13 protein-coding genes are annotated in these 16,282 nt (G+C 75.6%); 3 read left to right on the top strand and 10 right to left on the bottom strand.

Annotation, left to right across the window (positions count from 1 at the left end; genetic code table 11):
* Positions 1 to 22: 22 nt before the first annotated feature.
* Positions 23 to 1,525 carry a glycosyltransferase family 39 protein gene (locus ACFYNO_RS37855; RefSeq protein ID WP_388022444.1) on the top strand — a complete coding sequence of 501 codons (1,503 nt, stop codon included), beginning with the start codon at positions 23 to 25 and terminating at the stop codon, positions 1,523 to 1,525.
* Between the two features lie 142 nt (positions 1,526 to 1,667).
* Here the strand turns inward: ACFYNO_RS37855 and ACFYNO_RS37850 are convergent, their stop codons facing one another.
* The 5 genes from ACFYNO_RS37850 to ACFYNO_RS37830 all read right to left on the bottom strand — a co-directional run bounded on the left by ACFYNO_RS37850 (position 1,668) and on the right by ACFYNO_RS37830 (position 8,906).
* On the bottom strand, positions 1,668 to 2,567 hold the full coding sequence (locus ACFYNO_RS37850; protein ID WP_388022443.1) for a hypothetical protein: 900 nt from the start codon (positions 2,565 to 2,567) through the stop codon (positions 1,668 to 1,670).
* A complete protein-coding gene (locus tag ACFYNO_RS37845; protein ID WP_388022441.1) occupies positions 2,564 to 3,613 on the bottom strand; it encodes an SPFH domain-containing protein in 1,050 nt (349 codons plus the stop codon). The genes ACFYNO_RS37850 and ACFYNO_RS37845 overlap by 4 nt, the downstream gene beginning before the upstream one ends.
* Before the next feature lie 125 nt (positions 3,614 to 3,738).
* Positions 3,739 to 6,822, bottom strand: a complete 3,084-nt coding sequence (locus ACFYNO_RS37840) for an amino acid adenylation domain-containing protein (RefSeq protein ID WP_388022439.1) — start codon at positions 6,820 to 6,822, stop codon at positions 3,739 to 3,741.
* A 111-nt stretch (positions 6,823 to 6,933) separates the two neighbouring features.
* Positions 6,934 to 7,638, bottom strand: coding sequence for a response regulator (locus tag ACFYNO_RS37835; RefSeq protein WP_388022437.1), 705 nt, complete (start codon positions 7,636 to 7,638; stop codon positions 6,934 to 6,936).
* Positions 7,635 to 8,906 carry a sensor histidine kinase gene (locus ACFYNO_RS37830; protein ID WP_388022435.1) on the bottom strand — a complete coding sequence of 424 codons (1,272 nt, stop codon included), beginning with the start codon at positions 8,904 to 8,906 and terminating at the stop codon, positions 7,635 to 7,637. The genes ACFYNO_RS37835 and ACFYNO_RS37830 overlap by 4 nt, the downstream gene beginning before the upstream one ends.
* A 282-nt stretch (positions 8,907 to 9,188) precedes the next feature.
* Between ACFYNO_RS37830 and ACFYNO_RS37825 the strand changes: the two genes are divergently transcribed.
* Positions 9,189 to 11,447, top strand: a complete 2,259-nt coding sequence (locus ACFYNO_RS37825; RefSeq protein ID WP_388022433.1) for an MMPL family transporter — start codon at positions 9,189 to 9,191, stop codon at positions 11,445 to 11,447.
* 236 nt (positions 11,448 to 11,683) lie between these two features.
* Here ACFYNO_RS37825 and ACFYNO_RS37820 read toward each other — a convergent pair whose 3' ends face one another.
* The 3 genes from ACFYNO_RS37820 to ACFYNO_RS37810 form a co-directional block, all read right to left on the bottom strand.
* Complete coding sequence (locus ACFYNO_RS37820) at positions 11,684 to 12,817, bottom strand: magnesium and cobalt transport protein CorA (protein ID WP_388022431.1); 1,134 nt, start codon at positions 12,815 to 12,817, stop codon at positions 11,684 to 11,686.
* A gap of 140 nt (positions 12,818 to 12,957) precedes the next feature.
* Positions 12,958 to 13,437 (bottom strand): cupin domain-containing protein, encoded by a 480-nt coding sequence (locus ACFYNO_RS37815; RefSeq protein WP_388022429.1) that lies wholly within the window; start codon positions 13,435 to 13,437, stop codon positions 12,958 to 12,960.
* Positions 13,438 to 13,523: 86 nt separating this feature from the next.
* Entirely contained in the window at positions 13,524 to 14,165 is a 642-nt protein-coding gene (locus tag ACFYNO_RS37810; protein ID WP_388022426.1) for a TetR-like C-terminal domain-containing protein, read from the bottom strand.
* Between the two features lie 64 nt (positions 14,166 to 14,229).
* On the opposite strand from ACFYNO_RS37810, the gene ACFYNO_RS37805 reads away from it, so the two are divergent.
* Positions 14,230 to 14,778, top strand: coding sequence for a hypothetical protein (locus ACFYNO_RS37805; RefSeq protein WP_388022424.1), 549 nt, complete (start codon positions 14,230 to 14,232; stop codon positions 14,776 to 14,778).
* Positions 14,779 to 14,840: 62 nt separating this feature from the next.
* On the opposite strand, the gene ACFYNO_RS37800 is transcribed toward ACFYNO_RS37805, so the two are convergent.
* Both ACFYNO_RS37800 and ACFYNO_RS37795 read right to left on the bottom strand, forming a co-directional pair.
* The gene (locus ACFYNO_RS37800) at positions 14,841 to 15,260 is read right to left on the bottom strand and encodes a VOC family protein (RefSeq protein WP_388022422.1); all 420 of its coding nucleotides are present in this window, start codon (positions 15,258 to 15,260) and stop codon (positions 14,841 to 14,843) included.
* Between the two features lie 59 nt (positions 15,261 to 15,319).
* Positions 15,320 to 16,213 (bottom strand): LysR family transcriptional regulator, encoded by an 894-nt coding sequence (locus ACFYNO_RS37795; RefSeq protein WP_388022420.1) that lies wholly within the window; start codon positions 16,211 to 16,213, stop codon positions 15,320 to 15,322.
* Positions 16,214 to 16,282: the final 69 nt, after the last annotated feature.

Here is a 16,282-nt window from a genome sequence, read left to right as displayed (position 1 = left end):
CGGAAGCTGCCAGAATGCCCGCATGCACACTCGGGGGAATGCGCATCCGCAGCAACAGCCGTTCGCAGCCGGGCCGGTCCTCGGGATCGCCCTCGCCACCGCCGCCGTCCTGCTCGCCTTCTCGGGCCGGTACGGCTTCCACCGGGACGAGTTGTACTTCCTGCTCGCCGGCCGCCACCTGGCCTGGGGCTATCCGGACCAGCCGCCGCTCACCCCGCTGCTCGCCCGCCTCGGCGCGGAGCTGTTCGGCGCCTCCCCGAGCGGCCTGCGGGTGCTGCCCGCGCTGCTCGCCGCGGTCGCCGTCGCTCTCGTCGCGCTGATCGCCCGTGAGCTGGGCGCCGGCCGGGGCGGTCAGCTCGTCGCGGCCGCGGCCGCCGCCTGCTCGGGCCATCTGCTGGGCAACGGCCACCTGCTCTCCACCGCGACCTTCGACCTCACCGCCTGGCTGGCGATCATCCTGCTGACGCTCCGTCTGCTGCGCACCGGCGAGGCGCGCTGGTGGCCGCTGCTCGGCCTCGCCGTCGGGGTCGCGGCGCTCAACAAGCTGCTGGTGTTCAGCCTGCTCCCGGCGCTGCTGCTGGGGGTGCTGACCGCCGGACCGCGCGGGCTCCTCCTCCCCCGGCCCCGTGAGCTGCTCGGCCCGCTGGTCGCCGTGCTCGCCGCCTGTCCATTCGCCGTTCCGGTGCTCTGGTGGCAGGCCGCGCACGGCTGGCCGGAGCTGACGGTGGCGCACGGGATCAGCGCCCAGCAGGGGGTGGGCGGGCGGCTGCTCCTGCTGCCCATGCAGCTGCTGCAGCTCTCCCCCGTGCTGGCCCCGCTCTGGCTCACCGGGATCGGGCGGCTCTGGCGCCGGGCCGAACTGCGCTGGGCGCGGCCGCTGGTGGTGGCCTGGGCGGCGCTCTGCCTGCTGGTGCTGGTGGGCGGCGGCAAGGGCTACTACCCGATCCCGCTGCTCTTCGCACTGCTGGCGGCCGGCTGCGAACCCTTCGCCCACTGGCTCCGCGAGCACCGCGCCAAGCTCGCGGCCGGACTGCTCGCCGCCCTCCTCACCAGCGCGCTCGCCGCCCTGCCGGTGCTGCCCGCCTCCGCGCTGGCCGTGCCGATGGCCGTCGACCCCGACCTCGGCGAGGAGGTCGGCTGGCCCGAGCTGACCGCCGCCACCGCCGCGGGCTGGGCGCGGATACCCGTCGAGCAGCGCGCCCAGGCCGTGCTGCTGACCGCCAACTACGGCGAGGCGGGCGCCCTCGCCCACTACGGCCCCGCCTACGGCCTGCCCGCCCCGTACTCCGGGCACATGGGCCTCTACGCCTGGGGTCCGCCGCCGGCGGGTGCCACCGGGCCGGTGCTGCTCGTCCACCCGATCGGGTACCCGTGGCTGGAGCGGTACTTCACCGACTGCCGCCAGGTCGCCCAGGTCGACAACGGCCACGGCACCGCCAACATGGAGCAGCACGCCGTGATCGCCCTCTGCGCCGGACCCGCCGAGCCATGGCCGGCCCTGTGGCCGCAGCTGCGCCGGTACTGAACGAACTCGCGAGGAGCGCGGGCTCCTGGCGGGTCGGCGCATCCGGCCTGTGACGCTATGTCAGCACGGATCCGGCTTGCCGCCGGCGAGGCGCGCCGGGGCCCTCAGGGGTTGACGTGGGGGCGGCGGCACCGGCTCATCGTCAGACCAGCATCCGCAGCCGTTCGCCCGCCACGCGCAGGCGCACCGTCTGGCCCCAGGTCAGCTGGAGGGCGTCCGACTCGACCCCGTCGCCGAAGGCGACCAGGTGGTCCGACTCGACGGTGAGGGCCAGTTCCTCGCCCGCGGCGCAGCTCCCCTCCACCAGGGTGGTGCCGGTGACCGGGGAGGGCCAGGCCTCCCGGACGAACCAGGCGAGTTCGGGGGCGGCGGGGGCGGGCAGGGCGAGGGTGCTGCGGCGTTCCAGCCAGGCCGAGCGGCACCAGCCGGTCGCGCCGGTGCCGGTGCCGACCAGGACGCCGGAGGAGGCCTGGGCCTCGCCGGCCGTGCCGGGCGGGGCGAGGCGGTAGCGGGCGGTCTGGTGGCCGCGCTGGCCGAGGTAGATCTCGTTGAGCGCGAGCAGCCGCTGGGTGTCGTCGGCCACCGCTTCGACCATGGTGCGCTCCTCCAGTGCCCCGCCGGCCCCCGGTGCGGCGGCCAGGCGGAGCAGTTCGGCCGTGTCGCCCGGGCGGTGCCGGACCAGGACGCCGGGGTTGCGGCCGGGCTCGGCGTCGATGCCGATCACGGGCTGCCCGGTCAGGTACTTGGCGACGTTGGCCACCAGCCCGTCCTGGCCGACCACCGCGACGAGGTCCTGCGGGGTGAACAGGAACCGGTCCAGGTCGCCGCGCTCCACCTTGGCCCGGCGCCAGTCCAGCGGCACCGCGGCGGCCACCTCGGTCAGTGCGGCTTCGGCCTGCCGGTGGCGCTGCTCGACCTCGTCCAGCGCCCGGCCGCGGCCGGCCAGGAAGAAGGCGGCCTGCCCGCGGGTGCCGTGGCGGGCCAGCAGTTCGTGGTACTCGGTGTTCCGGTGGACCAGCACCACCCGCGGGGCCAGGGTCACCGGTCGCCGCCGGCGGGAGCGGGGCGGCCCAGGCGGCCCAGCAGGTCGGTCAGTACGTCGGGGGTGAGGGTGATGCTGTCGATCTTCGGCAGGTTCTCGGCGAGCCGGGTCAGTGCGAGCGCCTGCAGCACCTCGGGGCCGGCCTGCTGGTGCGCCGTCAGCCAGGCCGCCTGGGCGGCCGCCCGGGCCTCGCCGAGGGCGCGCTCGGCGGCGGCCTTGGATTCGGCGAGCAGCCGGCCGGCCTCGGCCTCGGCAGTCGCCAGCCGAGTGCGGCGCTGGGACTCGGTCTCGGCGCGGATCCGGTCGGCGGCGGCCTGCTGCTCGGCCTCCTGGCGGGCGTTGGCGCCCTGCCGGGTGACCAGTTCCTCCTCCTGGCGGGCCAGTTCGATCTTATTGGTCAGCTCGTTCTCGGCGATCTTGCGTTCCCGTTCCACCGCGACGGCCCGCCGCTCGTAGGTGGCGCGGTCGGCCTCCTGCTGGACCTGCTCGCGGGCGGGGGTGCGGAGTGCCCGCTCCAGCTCCGGTTCGGGGCGCAGCGCGGTGATCCGGACGGCGAGCACCGCCAGGCCCAGCTCGGCCAGGCGGGCGTCGCCGGCCAGCCCGTCGGCCACGGCCTGGCGGACCGTGCGGACGCCGTCGGCCAGCGCGGCGGCGAGCCGGGTGCGGGCGATCAGCTCCAGTGCGTGCTGCTGGGCGGTCTCGGTGAGCAGCGTGGCCAGCTGGTCCAGCGGATCGCCCTGCCACTCGCCGGTCTCCGGGTCGATGCTGAAGTCGATGCGCTCGGCGGCCCGTTCGGGGTCGGTGATGCGGTAGGTGAGGGTGGCCTGGACGGCCAGGTCCTGGAACTCGGCGGTCCTGGCGTGGCAGACCAGCGAGAGCTCGCGGTCGTCCGCGGGGACTTCGGAGATCGCGGCGGCCAGCGGGCGGAACCAGAACGCCAGCCCGGTGCCCTCGTGCGCGAGCCGGCCGCCGTGCAGGTGCCGGATGTGGGCGGTGGGCACGGCCCGCAGGTGTCGCAGTCCGAGGCGCTTGGTGATGTCGGCCATGAGAGGACCCCCTCTTTCTCGTCTCTATGACGATAACCAGCCTCCCTGGTTATCGTCAACCTGACGAGAGAGCTGGCCCGCCCCCCTGCCGCCGCCCGGCCGGCGCGAGCCGGACGGGCCCTTCCTCATGCCCCGATCCGCTGCCCGGGCCGCCGGACCGCCGTGCGGATCAGCCCGACCAGCTCCGTGGCCAGCCCCTGGGCCGTCGCCGGATCGAACAGGTCGGAGCGGTACTCGAGTTCACCCGTCAGTCCGAGCGGCTCGCGGGCCGGGCCGAGGTGCTCGGTCAGCCCGAAGGTCAGGTCGAACTTGGCCGTCCCGGTGCTCCGCCCGGCGAGTTCGACGGCCAGTCCGGGCACCTCGGGCAGCCGCACGGGCTCGGTCTGGAAGGCCAGCAGCACCTGGAAGAGCGGCTGGCGGTCCGTCGTGCGGGTCGGGTTGACCAGGCCGACCAGCCGTTCGAACGGGGTGTCCTGGTACTCCAGCGCCGCGAGGTCGGCCTGCCGGACCCGGGCCAGCAGTTCGGCGAAGGCCGGGTCGCCCCCGGTGCCGGTCCGCAGCGGGACGGTGTTGACGAAGTGTCCGACCACCTCGGCCAGCGCCGGATCGGGCCGGCCGGCGACCACGGCGCCGACCACCACGTCGGTCCCGGCGCCCCGGCGGGTCAGCAGCGCCGCCAGCGCCGCGTGCACCAGCATGAAGGGCGTGCAACCGTGCGTCCGGGCGGCCGCCAGCAGTTCGGCGTGACCGGCCGCGTCCACGGTGAACGGCAGCGCCGCCCCGGGGCCGACCGCCGCGTCGGGCCGCGGCCGGTCGCCGGGCACCGTCACCAGCTCCGGCGCGCCCGCCAGGGTCCGGGTCCAGAACTCCTGCTCGCCCTCCGGCGCGGACCGCTGCTGCCAGAGCGCGAAGTCGGCGTACTGGACGGGCGGGGCCGGCCACCGCGGGCTCCGGCCGGCCAGCCGGTCGCGGTAGCAGCGGAGCAGGTCGCGGGCCAGCAGGTCGGTCGACCAGCCGTCGGCGGCGCTGTGGTGCAGCAGCAGGACCAGGACGTGCCGCTCCTCGCCGCATACCAGCAGCTCGGCCCGGACCGGGGCGTCGGCGGCCAGGTCGAAGACCGTCCGGACGGCCCGGTCCAGCGCCGCCTCCAGCTCCTCCGGCGCCACGGCGCGGACGACCGGCTCCAGCGGCAGCTCGCCCGGCGGGTGCACCCGCTGGTGCGGCCGGCCGAGCTCGTCCGGCAGGGTGGTGCGCAGCGCCTCGTGACGATCGGTCAGATCGGCGAGCGCGGCCCGCAGCGCGGTGCGGTCGAGCGGCCCCTCGAAGCGCAGCACCAGCGGCAGGTTGTAGAGCGGGCCCGGGCCGTACAGCTGGTCCAGGTACCAGAGGCCGTACTGGGCGGGGCTGAGCGGGATCCGCTCCGGCCGGGGGCCGACGGTGAGCGGTGGGCCGGCCGGACGGGCGTCGGCGAGCAGCCCGGCCAGCGCGGCGGGGGTGGGGTGGTCGAAGAGGTCGTGCGGGCCGACCCGGCGGCCGAACCGGGCGCGCACCGCGCCGGTCAGCCGGGTGGCCAGCAGCGAGGTGCCGCCCAGGTCGAAGAAGTCCTGTTCGGGACCGACCCCCGGCAGGTCCAGGGCTTCGGCGAAGAGCGCGCAGAGCGCCGCCTCGGTCCGATCGGCCGGGGCCCGGTCGGCGGGCGCCGCGCCGGGCGGCGGCGGGTCGGGCAGCGCCCGCCGGTCGAGCTTGCCGTTGGGGGCGAGCGGCAGCCGGTCCAGCCAGAGCAGGGCGGCGGGCAGCATGTAGGCCGGCAGCAGGCCGGCGGCGGTCGCCCGCACCCGGTCCGTGTCCGCCGGGCCGGTGCCGGGCTCGGCCACCAGGTAGCCGATCAGCCGCTGCCGTTCGGGCCCCTCGCCGCGGACCGCCACGGCGGCCCGGGCCACCGCCGGGTCGGCCCGCAGCGCGGCCTCCACCTCGCCCAGCTCGATCCGGAAGCCGCGGACCTTCACCTGGTCGTCGCACCGACCGCGGTAGTCGAGTCCGCCGTCGGGGCGGAGCCGGACCAGGTCGCCGGTGCGGTACATCCGGCTGCCGGGCGGGCCGGCCGGGTCGGGCAGGAACCGCTCGGCGGTCGGTCCGGGGCGGGACAGGTAGCCGGCGGCCAGGGTCGGGCCGCTCAGGTAGAGCTCGCCGTCCTGGCCCGGCGGCACCGGGTGCAGGCGGGCGTCCAGCACCCGGGCGGCGGTGCCGGGCAGCGGCGTGCCGATCGGCGGCGGCCCGCCGCCGGGGGCGACCGGGGCGGTGAGCGACCAGATGGTGGTCTCGGTGGGCCCGTAGAGGTTGACCGGTGCGGCGCCGGCCCGGAGCATCCGGTCGGCGAGGTCGCGGGGCAGCGCCTCGCCGCCGACCAGGGCGCGCAGTCCGGTGAGGACCTGGCGCTCCGCCAGCAGTCCGTGCCAGAGGGCCGGGGTGCCCTGCACCGTGGTCACCCCGGCGACGGTGATCAGCTCGGCGAGTGCGGCGGGGTCGCCCACCTGCCGGTCGTCGGCGAGGACCACGCACGCCCCGGCGGTGAGGGTGCCGAACAGCTCCAGGCCGGCGATGTCGAAGGCGATGGTGGTGGTGGCGAGCACCCGGTCGCCGGGGCCGATGCCGAGCCGCCGGACCAGGGCGCGCAGCGCCGTGGCGTAGGCGCCGCGCGGGATCACCACGCCCTTGGGCCTGCCGGTGGAGCCCGAGGTGTGGAGCACGTAGGCGGGCAGCTGCGGGTGGGCGGCCGGGCGCGGGAGGCGGCCGGGGACGCCGGGGTCGCCGGGGTCGCCGTCGAGCGACAGGGTCGGCCCGGCCCAGGGCAGCTCCGTTCCGGCGGTGCCCAGCAGCAGCGCGGGCGCCGCCTCGGCGAGGATTCCGGCGAGGCGGTCGGCCGGGTAGCGCGGGTCCAGCGGCAGGTAGGCGGCGCCGGCCTTGAGCACGGCGAGCAGCGCCACCACCAGCTCGGGCCCGCGGGCGGCCGCGACGGCCACCAGGTCGCCGGGGCGCACGCCAGCGCCGTGCAGCCGCTCGGCCCACCCGTCGGCCCGCCGGTCGAGCTCCCGGTAGCCGATCTCCTCCCGGACCCCGCGGGCATCGGCCAGGAGCAGCGCGGGCCGGTCCCCCCGTTCCCGGGCGACTGCCTCGATCAGTGCCACGACGTCGCTCTGGCCGGTCTCCATCACGTCTCCCCCACCTGTAAAAATATGACATGTGAAACAGTACAGTCTCCTGCGTCACACGGGGGGCTGGTCTCCCGTTGGTCAGCCTCGCGGGGCGGGGGCCACCGTTGGTCAGCCTCGCGGGGCGGGGGCCACCAGGCCGGACTCGTAGGCCGCGATCACCGCCTGCGCGCGGTCGCGGACCCGGAGCTTGCCGAAGACGTTGGTGATGTGGTTCTTCACCGTGGACGCGCTGATCTGCATCGCCTGCGCGATCTCGTTGTTGTCCAGGCCCTCCGCGATCAGCCGCCACACCTCGACCTCACGGGCCGTCAGCTCGGCCGATCCCGCGGGCTGGGCCGCCGCACCGGTGCCGGGCCGGGGCGGCGGGCCGGGGGCGGTGACGTAGGCGGCGAGCAGCCGGGTGAGCAGCCGGGGTGCCACGGCGGCCTCGCCGGAGTGCACGGTACGGACGGCCGCGAGCAGTTCCTCCGGCGAGACGTCCTTGGGGAGGAAGCCGGCGGCGCCCGCCCGGAGGGCGGCCACCACGTACTCGTCCATGTCGAAGGTGCTCAGCGCCAGCACCCGGCAGTCGGGCAGTTCGCGGGAGAGGCGCTCGGTGGCCTGGACGCCGTCGAGCACGGGCATCCGGATGTCCATCACGACGACCGAGGGCCGGTGCAGCCGGGCCAGTTCGACCGCCTGCTCGCCGTTCGCGGCCTCCGCGACCACGCGGACGCCGGGTGCCGGGGAGAGGATCAGCGCCAGCCCGCGGCGGACCAGCGGCTGGTCGTCGGCGATCAGCACCGTGAGCGGGCTCACGGGGTGCTCGGTCACGGGACCGCCACCTCCACCGCGCCGAAGGGCTGCGGCTCCTCCGCCGGTTCGTACGGCAGGCTCGCCGCGACCCGGAACCCGCCGTCCGCGACCGGACCGGCCGTCAGGGTGCCGCCGTGCAGCGCCACCCGCTCGCGCATGCCGATCAGCCCGTAGCCGCCGCGCCGCCCCGGCACCGCCCGCTCGCGGCCGCCGGCCTCGCCGTGCGGGGGCGGGGCCGCCCGGCCCGCGCCGTCGTCGCTGACCTCCACGGTGACCGAGTCCGGGTGGTAGGCGAGCCGCACCCGGGCCCGCGCCGGGCCGGCGTGCTTGCGCGCGTTGGTCAGCGCCTCCTGGACGATCCGGAAGACCGTCAGCTCGGTGGTCGGCGGCAGCGGACGGACCGCGCCGTGCACGGTGAACTCGGTGGCCAGCCCGCCCAGCCGCGCCTCGGCGACGATCCGCTCCAGGTCGGCGGTCCCCGGCTGCGGCGCGCCCGGGGTCTCCTCCCGCTCGTCGTCCGCCCGCAGCACGTCGAGCAGTTGCCGCATCTCGCGCAGTGCCATCCGCCCGGAGCCCTCCAGGGTCACCAGCGCCTCGCGGACCACCTCGACGTCGCCGCCCAGGTTGGCCCGGGCACCGCCCGCCAGCAGGTGCATGGTGGTGATGTGGTGGGCCACGATGTCGTGCAGCTCGCGGGCGATCCGCCGCCGCTCCTCGGCCACCGCGCGGTCCGCCAGCAGCGCCCGCCGCGCCTCCGCCTCCTGCTGCCAGCGGCCGACCACCGCGCCCGCGCCGACCACCAGCGCGCTGCCCAGCAGGCTGCCGAGCACATCGGTGAAGGCCAGGCTCAGGTGCGGGCCGCGGCTGGTCAGCACCACCAGCCCCGCCAGCAGGCCGACCGGCACGGCCAGCCGCAGCGCGCGGTGCCGGCTCACCGTGAAGAGCGCCACCACCACCGCGATCGGGAAGTGGCGCGGCGCGGGCTCGCACAGGTTCAGCACCAGGATGACGACCAGCACCGTGCCCAGCACGGCCACCGGCCACACCCGGCGGACCAGCAGCGGCAGCGCCGCCAGCACGCTGAGCACCAGCGCCGGCGCGGTGAGCGGGCGGCCGTCGTCCAGGCAGCTCATGGTGTAGCTGAAGACGTCCAGCAACGCCGTCCCGGCGGCCAGGAAGGCGTCGCCGCGGCCGGGCAGCCAGCCGTCGGCGGCGGCCGGCGCACCGGGGAGGCCTCCGCTGCGCTCCGCTTCGGCCGTTCCCGGCAGTGGTCGGCCCGTGGCCATGGTGGTGCCCCCTCGGTGGCTGCGCCGCTGTTTCCGATGCGCCGTCACCGGCGCGCGCGGACCGTTCTCCGCGCGAACCATTCTCCCACCGCCGCCCCGCGCAGGACCCGGACCTGCGGAGGAGCCCGTTCTGGGAGCACGCTCCTGGTCCGGGCCGGGCCGGGCCCGGGCTCCCGCCCGGTTTCTCGTCCTGTGCCCCGACGAGAAGGCGTCCCGCCGGTGATGGGCTGGAGAAGGCCGGGAAACCCCGGCTCCCCACCCCTTCCCACCGAGGAGAAGCACGTGATCCGCGCCCTGACCGGGTTCGCGACCAGGAACCCATGGAAGGTGATCGCCGGCTGGGCGGTCCTGGGTGCCCTGCTGACCGTCCTGAGCCAGTCCCTGGTCTTCCAGGTGACCCGGAGCCAGCCGGCCGACTTCCTCCCCAAGAGCTACGACTCGGCCGCCGCGCTGACCATCGCCCAGCAGGAGTTCGGCGCCGACCCCGACGCCAGCGTGGTCACCGTGCTGGTCGGCCGCCAGGACGGCGCCCCGCTCGGCGCGGCCGACCAGCGGACCGTCGCCGACCTGGCCGGCCGGCTCGGCCGGGAGCGGATCACGATGCCGAAGGTCAAGGACAGCCCGCCGTTCGCCCATGACTACTCGCAGGTCCCGCAGGTGGCGGTGGGCCTGCTCGCCCCGGACCGCGGCTTCGAACTGCTCTCCGTCCGGCTGACCGGCAACAGCGCCGACCCCCGGCTGGAGGCCACCTTCAAGGCCTTCCGCGACCAGGCCCGGGCGGCCTTCGAACCGGCCGGCCTGCGCACCGGGTTCACCGGCGGCCTGGCCGACCAGGTCGACACCGAGGATGCCGGCAGCACCCGCGCGGCGATCGCCAAGGGCTGCGCGATGGCGCTGATCGTGCTGCTGAACGTCCTGGTCTTCCGCAGCGTGCTGGCCGCGTTCGTGCCGCTGCTCGCGGTGGCGCTGATCGGCGGCGTGGCGAGCGGTGCGGTGGTGCTCACGGCGCTGGCCACCGGGATCGACCTCGACCCGAGCGTGCCCAGCCTGATCGGCGTGGTGCTGCTCGGCATCGGCGTGGACTACTTCCTCTTCATGATGTTCCGGTTCCGCGAGGAGCTGCGGGCCCGGCCGGACCGGCACCACCGGGCCGTGGCGGCCGAGGTCGGCGGCCGGGTCGGCACCGCGGTCACCTCGGCGGCGCTGACCATCGTCGCCGCCTTCGCCACCCTGGGGATCGCCAGCTTCGGGCAGTTCCGGGTGCTCGGCCCGGCGATCGCGGTCTCCGTGCTGGTGATGCTGCTGGCCGCGCTGACCCTGATGCCGGCCGTGCTGGCCGCCTGCGGCCGCAAGCTCTTCTGGCCCTCGCGCTCCCTGCGCCGGGAGCCGCGGGCCGGTGCGGCGGCCAGGTTCGGCGCCCTGGTCGCGCGCCGGCCGGCGGCGCTCGCGCTCGCCGCCGTCGTCGCGCTGGGCCTGCCGGCGGCCGGCCTGGCGGGGGTCGCGATGGACTACGACCTCGGCGGCGGCGGCCCGAAGACCGCCGCCCGGGCCACCGCGGAGCAGATCACCCGCGCGCTGCCGGCCGGGGTCTCCGACCCGACCACCGTCTACCTGAAGAGCACGGACGGCAGCCCGATCGCACCGGGCCGGCTGGCCGGCCTGCGGGACGGCCTGGCCCGGGTCCAGGGCGTCGGCCAGGCGGCCGAACCGGTGCTCGCCCCGTCCGGGCGGGCCGCGCGGATCGACCTCTTCCTGACCGCCGACTCCGGCTCAGCCCAGGCGCGCGAGCTGGTCGCGGGCCCGCTCCGGGCGGCCGTCGCCGCGCAGGCGCCGGCCGGCCTGGCCGCCCACGTCGGCGGCACGGCGGCGATCTACGCGGACGTCGCCACCGCCGTCGACCACGACCTGCGGATCGTCTTCCCGGTGGCCGCGCTGCTGATCGGCCTGATCCTGCTGATGCTGCTGCGCAGCCTGCTGGCGCCGGTGGCCCTGATGCTCGCGGTCGGGCTCGGTTTCGCGTCCACCCTGGGCGCGGCCGCGCTGGTCTTCCAGCACGGGATGGGCAGGCCGGGCGTGGTGTTCACGCTGCCGCTGGTGCTCTTCCTCTTCGTGGTCGCGCTGGGCACCGACTACAACATCCTGATCACCGACCGGATCCGCGAGGAGATGGAGCGGCCGGGCCCGGCCCGGGCCGCCGTGGCGCGCGCCGTGCGGCACACCGCGCCCGCGATCGCCACGGCCGGGCTGGTGCTGGCGGGCTCCTTCGGCAGCCTGGCGGCCACCCCCTCGGCGGCCACCCAGCAGATCGGCTTCGCGACCGGGCTCGGCATCCTGCTCTCCGCGTTCGTGCTCTCGATCGTGCTGGTGCCGGCCCTGGCGGCGCTGCTCGGCCGCGGCCTCTGGTGGCCGCTGCGCGGACGGGGCGGCCACAGCGCCCGGGGCCCGGAGCACGCCGAGCCCGGCCGGCAGGCGCAGGCGCGGCCGCACGACCCGTACGGGGTCGAGCCGGACGCGCCGGAGTTCACCCCCCGGCGGTACTGACCGCACCGACGGCCCGCCGGTCCCGGACGTCCACCGGGGCCGGTCAGGCCGTCGGGCTGTCGGGGCCGTCGGGCCGGGAAATCCGGTCGCCGCGGTGGCGGGCCGCGGAGCAGACTGCGCCCGTGGACACCCAACGCCCCTGCCCCTGCTGCGGCCGCCTCGGCTTCGATGCCGAGGAGGGCCGGCCGGGCTCGAACGCCGGTGTCCCGCGGCCGCCGCGGCGCTTCGCCGGCAGCTCACCCGGTTCTGTGACGGTTCGCCGGAGTCCGATGTGACGTACGGTCAGTAGCCCCGGCCTCCCGGCGACTGTCGGCGCGAGCGGGACGCCGGAGCGGGCCCTGACCCGGGCCGTCCTCCGCCCCCGGCGTCGGTGGCGCCTCGCGGCCGCGCTGGCGGCGCAGCCAGAGGTAGAGCACCAGACAGGGCAGCAGCAGGCCGATGGCGCTGAGCACGAGGAAGGCGGTCAGGCCGGTGATGTGGCCGACCAGCCAGCCGAAGTTCTGCCCGAAGAAGCCGACCACGAAGGAGAGCGGCAGGAAGACGGTGGCGACGATCGTCAGGCGCTCCATGGTGGCGCTCTGCCGGAGGTTGATCTTGTTCTGCTCCACCGAGATCACCGCGATGTTCGCCTCCAGGACGGTGGCCAGCAGGTCGCGCTGGGCGGCAACCTCCTCGTTGACCAGCAGCAGGTGGTCGTGGACGTCCCGGAAGTAGGGCAGCAGTTCGCCGGGCGAGTCGTCCGCCGAGAGGCGGCGGCCGAGGACGGCCAGCAGCGGGTGCACGGCCCGGTAGAAGTCGGTGGCCTCGCGCCGCAGGAAGTAGATCCGTTCGGTCGGGGCGACCGTGCCGGAGAAGACCGTGGCCTCGATCTGCTCGATGTCGCGTTCGAGCTCGGCGACGACGGGCGAGTAGCCGTCGACCACCTGGTCGAGGATCGCCCAGAGCGTCGCGGCGCTGCCGGCCCGCAGCAGCTCGGGTCGGCGTTCGAGCCGGCTGCGGGCGCCGGCCAGCTCGCTGGCGACGCCCTGGCGGACGGTGATCACGAAGTGCTCGGAGAGGAAGACGCTGATCTCGCCGGTGTCGATCTCCTCGCGCCCGTCGTCGTAGCGCGCGGTGCGCAGCACGATCAGCTCGGTGCCGTCCTCGTAGCGCTCGGCCTTCGGCCGCAGGTGCGCGGCCTGCGCGTCCTCGACCGCGAGTTCGTGCAGGCGGAAGCTCGCGCGCACCGTGGCCAGTTCCTCGGGGGTGGGCTCGAACAGGCCCAGCCAGACGAACCCGCCGCGGGTGCTGTGCGCGGCCGCCTGCTCCAGCGACATCGGGCCCGCGTGCTGGCGCCGTCCGTCGCGGTAGTGCGCGCAGTCGACGATCACGGCCGTCCTCCTCCCGCTCCGCGGACCGCACGGCCCGGCGCCACCGGCGGTGCCGGGTGCCGTGCGAGGTCCCACCGGAACAGATGCTCCTCCGGTTCGGGCGGGCCCGCCGCGCGAAACCGGCGGGGGCGGGGCTGGGCTCAGGCCCGGTACTGGTCGTGCCGGGCCCAGACCTCGTCCCACTCGGCGTCGTCGAGTTGGCGGCCGGACTCGCGGATCTCGGCCAGCTCCTGGAAGAACTTCTCACGGGCCGGGCCCGGCGTGAAGAGGACCAGCATCGAGGCGGGCGCGTCGGACTCGTTGGCGAAGCCGTGCACGCCGCCCTCGGGGACGAAGAGGAAGTCGCCCGGGCGGGCCGTCGTCCACTCCCGGCCGTCGAAGAGGGTGACCTCGCCGGAGAGGATGTAGAACGACTCGGAGAAGGTCTTGTGGAAGTGCCCGCTGTCGCGCGTGCCGCGCGCGCCGGTCATGTTCCATTCGAAGAGGCCGAACCGGCCGTCGGTCTGCGAGGCCGTCGCCACGAAGCGCGGCTTGGTGCCGTTCGGGAAGGTCACGGACTCGTGCGAGGCGGAGGGCTTGAAGACCGCGCTCAGTTCGCCACTGCTCCTGGGGAATGTCATGATCATCACTCTATCGGCCGGGGGCGGCTGCTGGCACGGGGTCAGTTCCGGGCAGGTCCCTCCGTGTTCGGGGCCTCCGGACCCGGTCAGCCCCGGAGTGCGGCGAGGAGCATGTCGGCCAGCCGCTCCAGGTAGCCGGGCTCGGCCGTGCCGTTGACCACCGCGATGTGCCAGTAGAGCGGGCCGGCGAGCAGGTCGAGCGCGATGCCGTGGTCGAGGTCGGCGGGCAGCTCGCCGCGTTCGACGGCGCGATCGAGGATCCGGCCGGCCCGGCTGCGGCGCGGTTCGCGAACGGCACCGAGCAGCGCCTCCCCCAGCTCGGGGGTGCGGCGGGCCTCGGCGAGCAGGTCGGGGATGATCTTCGAGGCGAGCGGGTGGCGCAGCACCTCGGCGGTCTCGGCGAGGAAGGCCAGCAGGTCCTCGCGGACGGCGCCGCTGTCCAGCGGTTCCGGCGTGCGCGCGACGACGTCCGAGATCAGCGCCAGCGCCATCTCCTGCTTGGCGGGCCAGCGCCGGTAGATGGCCGCCTTGCCCGCGCCGGCGCGTCTGGCGACCGCCTCCAGCGAGAGCTTCGCGTAGCCGGTCGCGGCCAGCTCCTCGAAGAAGGCCTGCGAGATCGCCGCCGTCACCGAGTCCTGGAGGACCGGGCCGCCGGCGGGCCGGGGCGCGGTGGCGCCGGTGGTACCGGAGGAGCCGGGGGCGCTCGGGGTGTCAGGGGAGCTTGCCATGCCCGGAATCCTACCTGAGGCGAGACGGAACCGTTCCGTCTCACCTCTGGCCGAAGGAGGCACCATGAAGTTCCTGTTCGAGGACGAGTCCTTCTCCTACGAGACCCTGCGGACCACCGGATTCGCCGGCGACGGCGGCGCCGCCCTGGTGCTCGACGACGGCCTCTACGACTACCAGGAGCCGCACCTCGCGCTCCTGCCGCCGTTCCTGCGGGACTGGGTGACGAGCGGCCGCGACGACCTCGCCGACCCGGTGCTGGGGCTGCTCATGCAGGTGGACACCCAGACCCGCTGGGCGCTGCGCAACGGGGTGTGGACCTTCGGCGCCTCCTCGGTGGGCGACTACGTGCGCCGCACCGGCGCCTACACCCTCGACGGCGTCGCCCAGCTGATCGACTGCCCGACACTGATCCTGGACGCCGAGAACGACCAGTTCTTCCGCGGCCAGCCCCAGCGCGTCCAGGCCGCGCTGACCTGCCCGCACACCCTGGTCACCCTGCCCGAGGACGAGGGCGCGGGCGAGCACTGCCACGCCGGTGCGATGACCCGCTTCCACCAGGTCACCTTCGAGTGGCTGGACACCGCGCTGTCCGGCACACCCGGCGCTGCCTGACGCCTGCGCCGGCCGGCGGGGAATCGCACCGGCGGACGCCCGAGGGCCCCCGCCCCAGCGGGTCAGAGCACCAGGTCGTCCTGCTCGTCGAAGATCCAGCCGTCCTCGAAGAGCACTTCGAACAGATGGCCGTCCGGATCGGTGAAGTAGCCGCTGTGCCCCCAGGCGTTCGGTCCGGCGGGGCGGGTGACGGTGGCGCCCAGCTCGGCGGCCCTGGCCATCACCCGGTACACCTCCTCGGCGCTGCGGGCCACGTACGCCAGGGCGAAGCCCGCGAAGGCGCCCGGGCCCGGGTCGGGCAGGCCGGCGTCGGCGGCGAAGGCCTCGCGGGACTGGAGCGCGACCGCGACGCCGCCCAGTTCGAAGAGCGCGAAGCCGTCCGAGCCCGCTGTGGAGCGCCGCCAGCCGAGGGCCTGGTAGAACGCGACTGAGGCCGCGACATCGCGCACGCCGAGCAGGATCAGGTTGAGCCGCTGCCGCACTTCGTCCTCCTGGAGACCTGGGGGCGTGATCCTGTCACCCCCGACTGACACGACACCGGTCAGGCAGCCGAGGTGACCGCCCGGACGACAGCCGTGACCGCCGCCGTCGGCCGGCCCGGGAGGCGCGCCACCAGGACACGGCGGATCTCCGGGGGCGCGCCTTCGACGTGCAGCAGGCTCACGCCGGGAGGCAGTACCGGGGAGAGCCGGGCGGGGACGGTGGTGACGCCGAAGCCGCCGGCGACCAGGTGGAGCTTCGTCAGCCAGTCGCGCGCCTGGTGGGCGATGTGCGGCCGGCCGGGCAGGCCGGGCCACACCCCGAGCAGGGGCTCGGCGGCCGAGGCCGGGGTGGCGATCCACGGGGCGTCGAGCAGTTCGTCGAGGTGGACGGAGGTGCGGCCCGCGAATGCTCCGGTGGAGGGTACGGCCACCACCAGTTCGGTGTCGGTGACGGTCTCGAGGTGCAGGCGCGGTGACTCGCCGTCGAGGGGCCGGTGGGGCGGCCGGGAGGTCAGCACGGCGAGGTCGATCGTGCCCGCGCGCAGGGCGCGGACCAGGGTGGGGGTGGTGCCCTCGGAGGTGGTGACCGTGATCTGCGGGTCGGTCGCGGCGAGGCGGGCGAGCGAGGGCGGCAGCAGGGCCGCGCCCGCGCTCAGGAAGAGGCCGAGGCGCACCAGTTCGGTGCGCGGGGCGGTGCCGGTGAGGTCGCGTTCGGCGACGCTGAGGCAGTCCAGGATGGTGCGGGCGTGCCGCAGCAGGGTCAGGCCCGCGGGGGTGAGCCGGACGCCGTCGGGGCGGCGTTCGAAGAGGGCGGTGCCCGCGCTGCGTTCGAGGGAGGCGGCCTGGCGGGAGACCGCCGACTGGGTGTAGCCGAGTCGGGTGGCCGCCGCGGTGAAGCTGCCGGACTCGGCGATCTGCCGCAGGACCCGCAGGCCTGTGCTGGAGATGTCCATGCGGCCTACGCATACCAGAGATGCGCGATCGTCGCTTCCCGCATGGCTGCCGGGCTCCTAGGGTCGATC

Source organism: Kitasatospora sp. NPDC006697 (assembly GCF_042869935.1).
GTDB lineage: Bacteria > Actinomycetota > Actinomycetes > Streptomycetales > Streptomycetaceae > Kitasatospora.
Note: the sequence above shows the minus strand (reverse complement) of the source record. Positions and strands in the feature narration are given on the sequence as shown.

Excerpts from the sequence above, each read along its gene's own strand:
- ACFYNO_RS37855 (WP_388022444.1), top strand. The coding sequence starts at position 23 with ATGCACACTCGGGGGAATGCGCATCCGCAGCAACAGCCGTTCGCAGCC.
- ACFYNO_RS37845 (WP_388022441.1), bottom strand. The coding sequence starts at position 3,613 with ATGGCCGACATCACCAAGCGCCTCGGACTGCGACACCTGCGGGCCGTG.
- ACFYNO_RS37840 (WP_388022439.1), bottom strand. The coding sequence starts at position 6,822 with ATGGAGACCGGCCAGAGCGACGTCGTGGCACTGATCGAGGCAGTCGCC.
- ACFYNO_RS37830 (WP_388022435.1), bottom strand. The coding sequence starts at position 8,906 with ATGGCCACGGGCCGACCACTGCCGGGAACGGCCGAAGCGGAGCGCAGC.
- ACFYNO_RS37815 (WP_388022429.1), bottom strand. The coding sequence starts at position 13,437 with ATGACATTCCCCAGGAGCAGTGGCGAACTGAGCGCGGTCTTCAAGCCC.
- ACFYNO_RS37810 (WP_388022426.1), bottom strand. The coding sequence starts at position 14,165 with ATGGCAAGCTCCCCTGACACCCCGAGCGCCCCCGGCTCCTCCGGTACC.
- ACFYNO_RS37805 (WP_388022424.1), top strand. The coding sequence starts at position 14,230 with ATGAAGTTCCTGTTCGAGGACGAGTCCTTCTCCTACGAGACCCTGCGG.
- ACFYNO_RS37795 (WP_388022420.1), bottom strand. The coding sequence starts at position 16,213 with ATGGACATCTCCAGCACAGGCCTGCGGGTCCTGCGGCAGATCGCCGAG.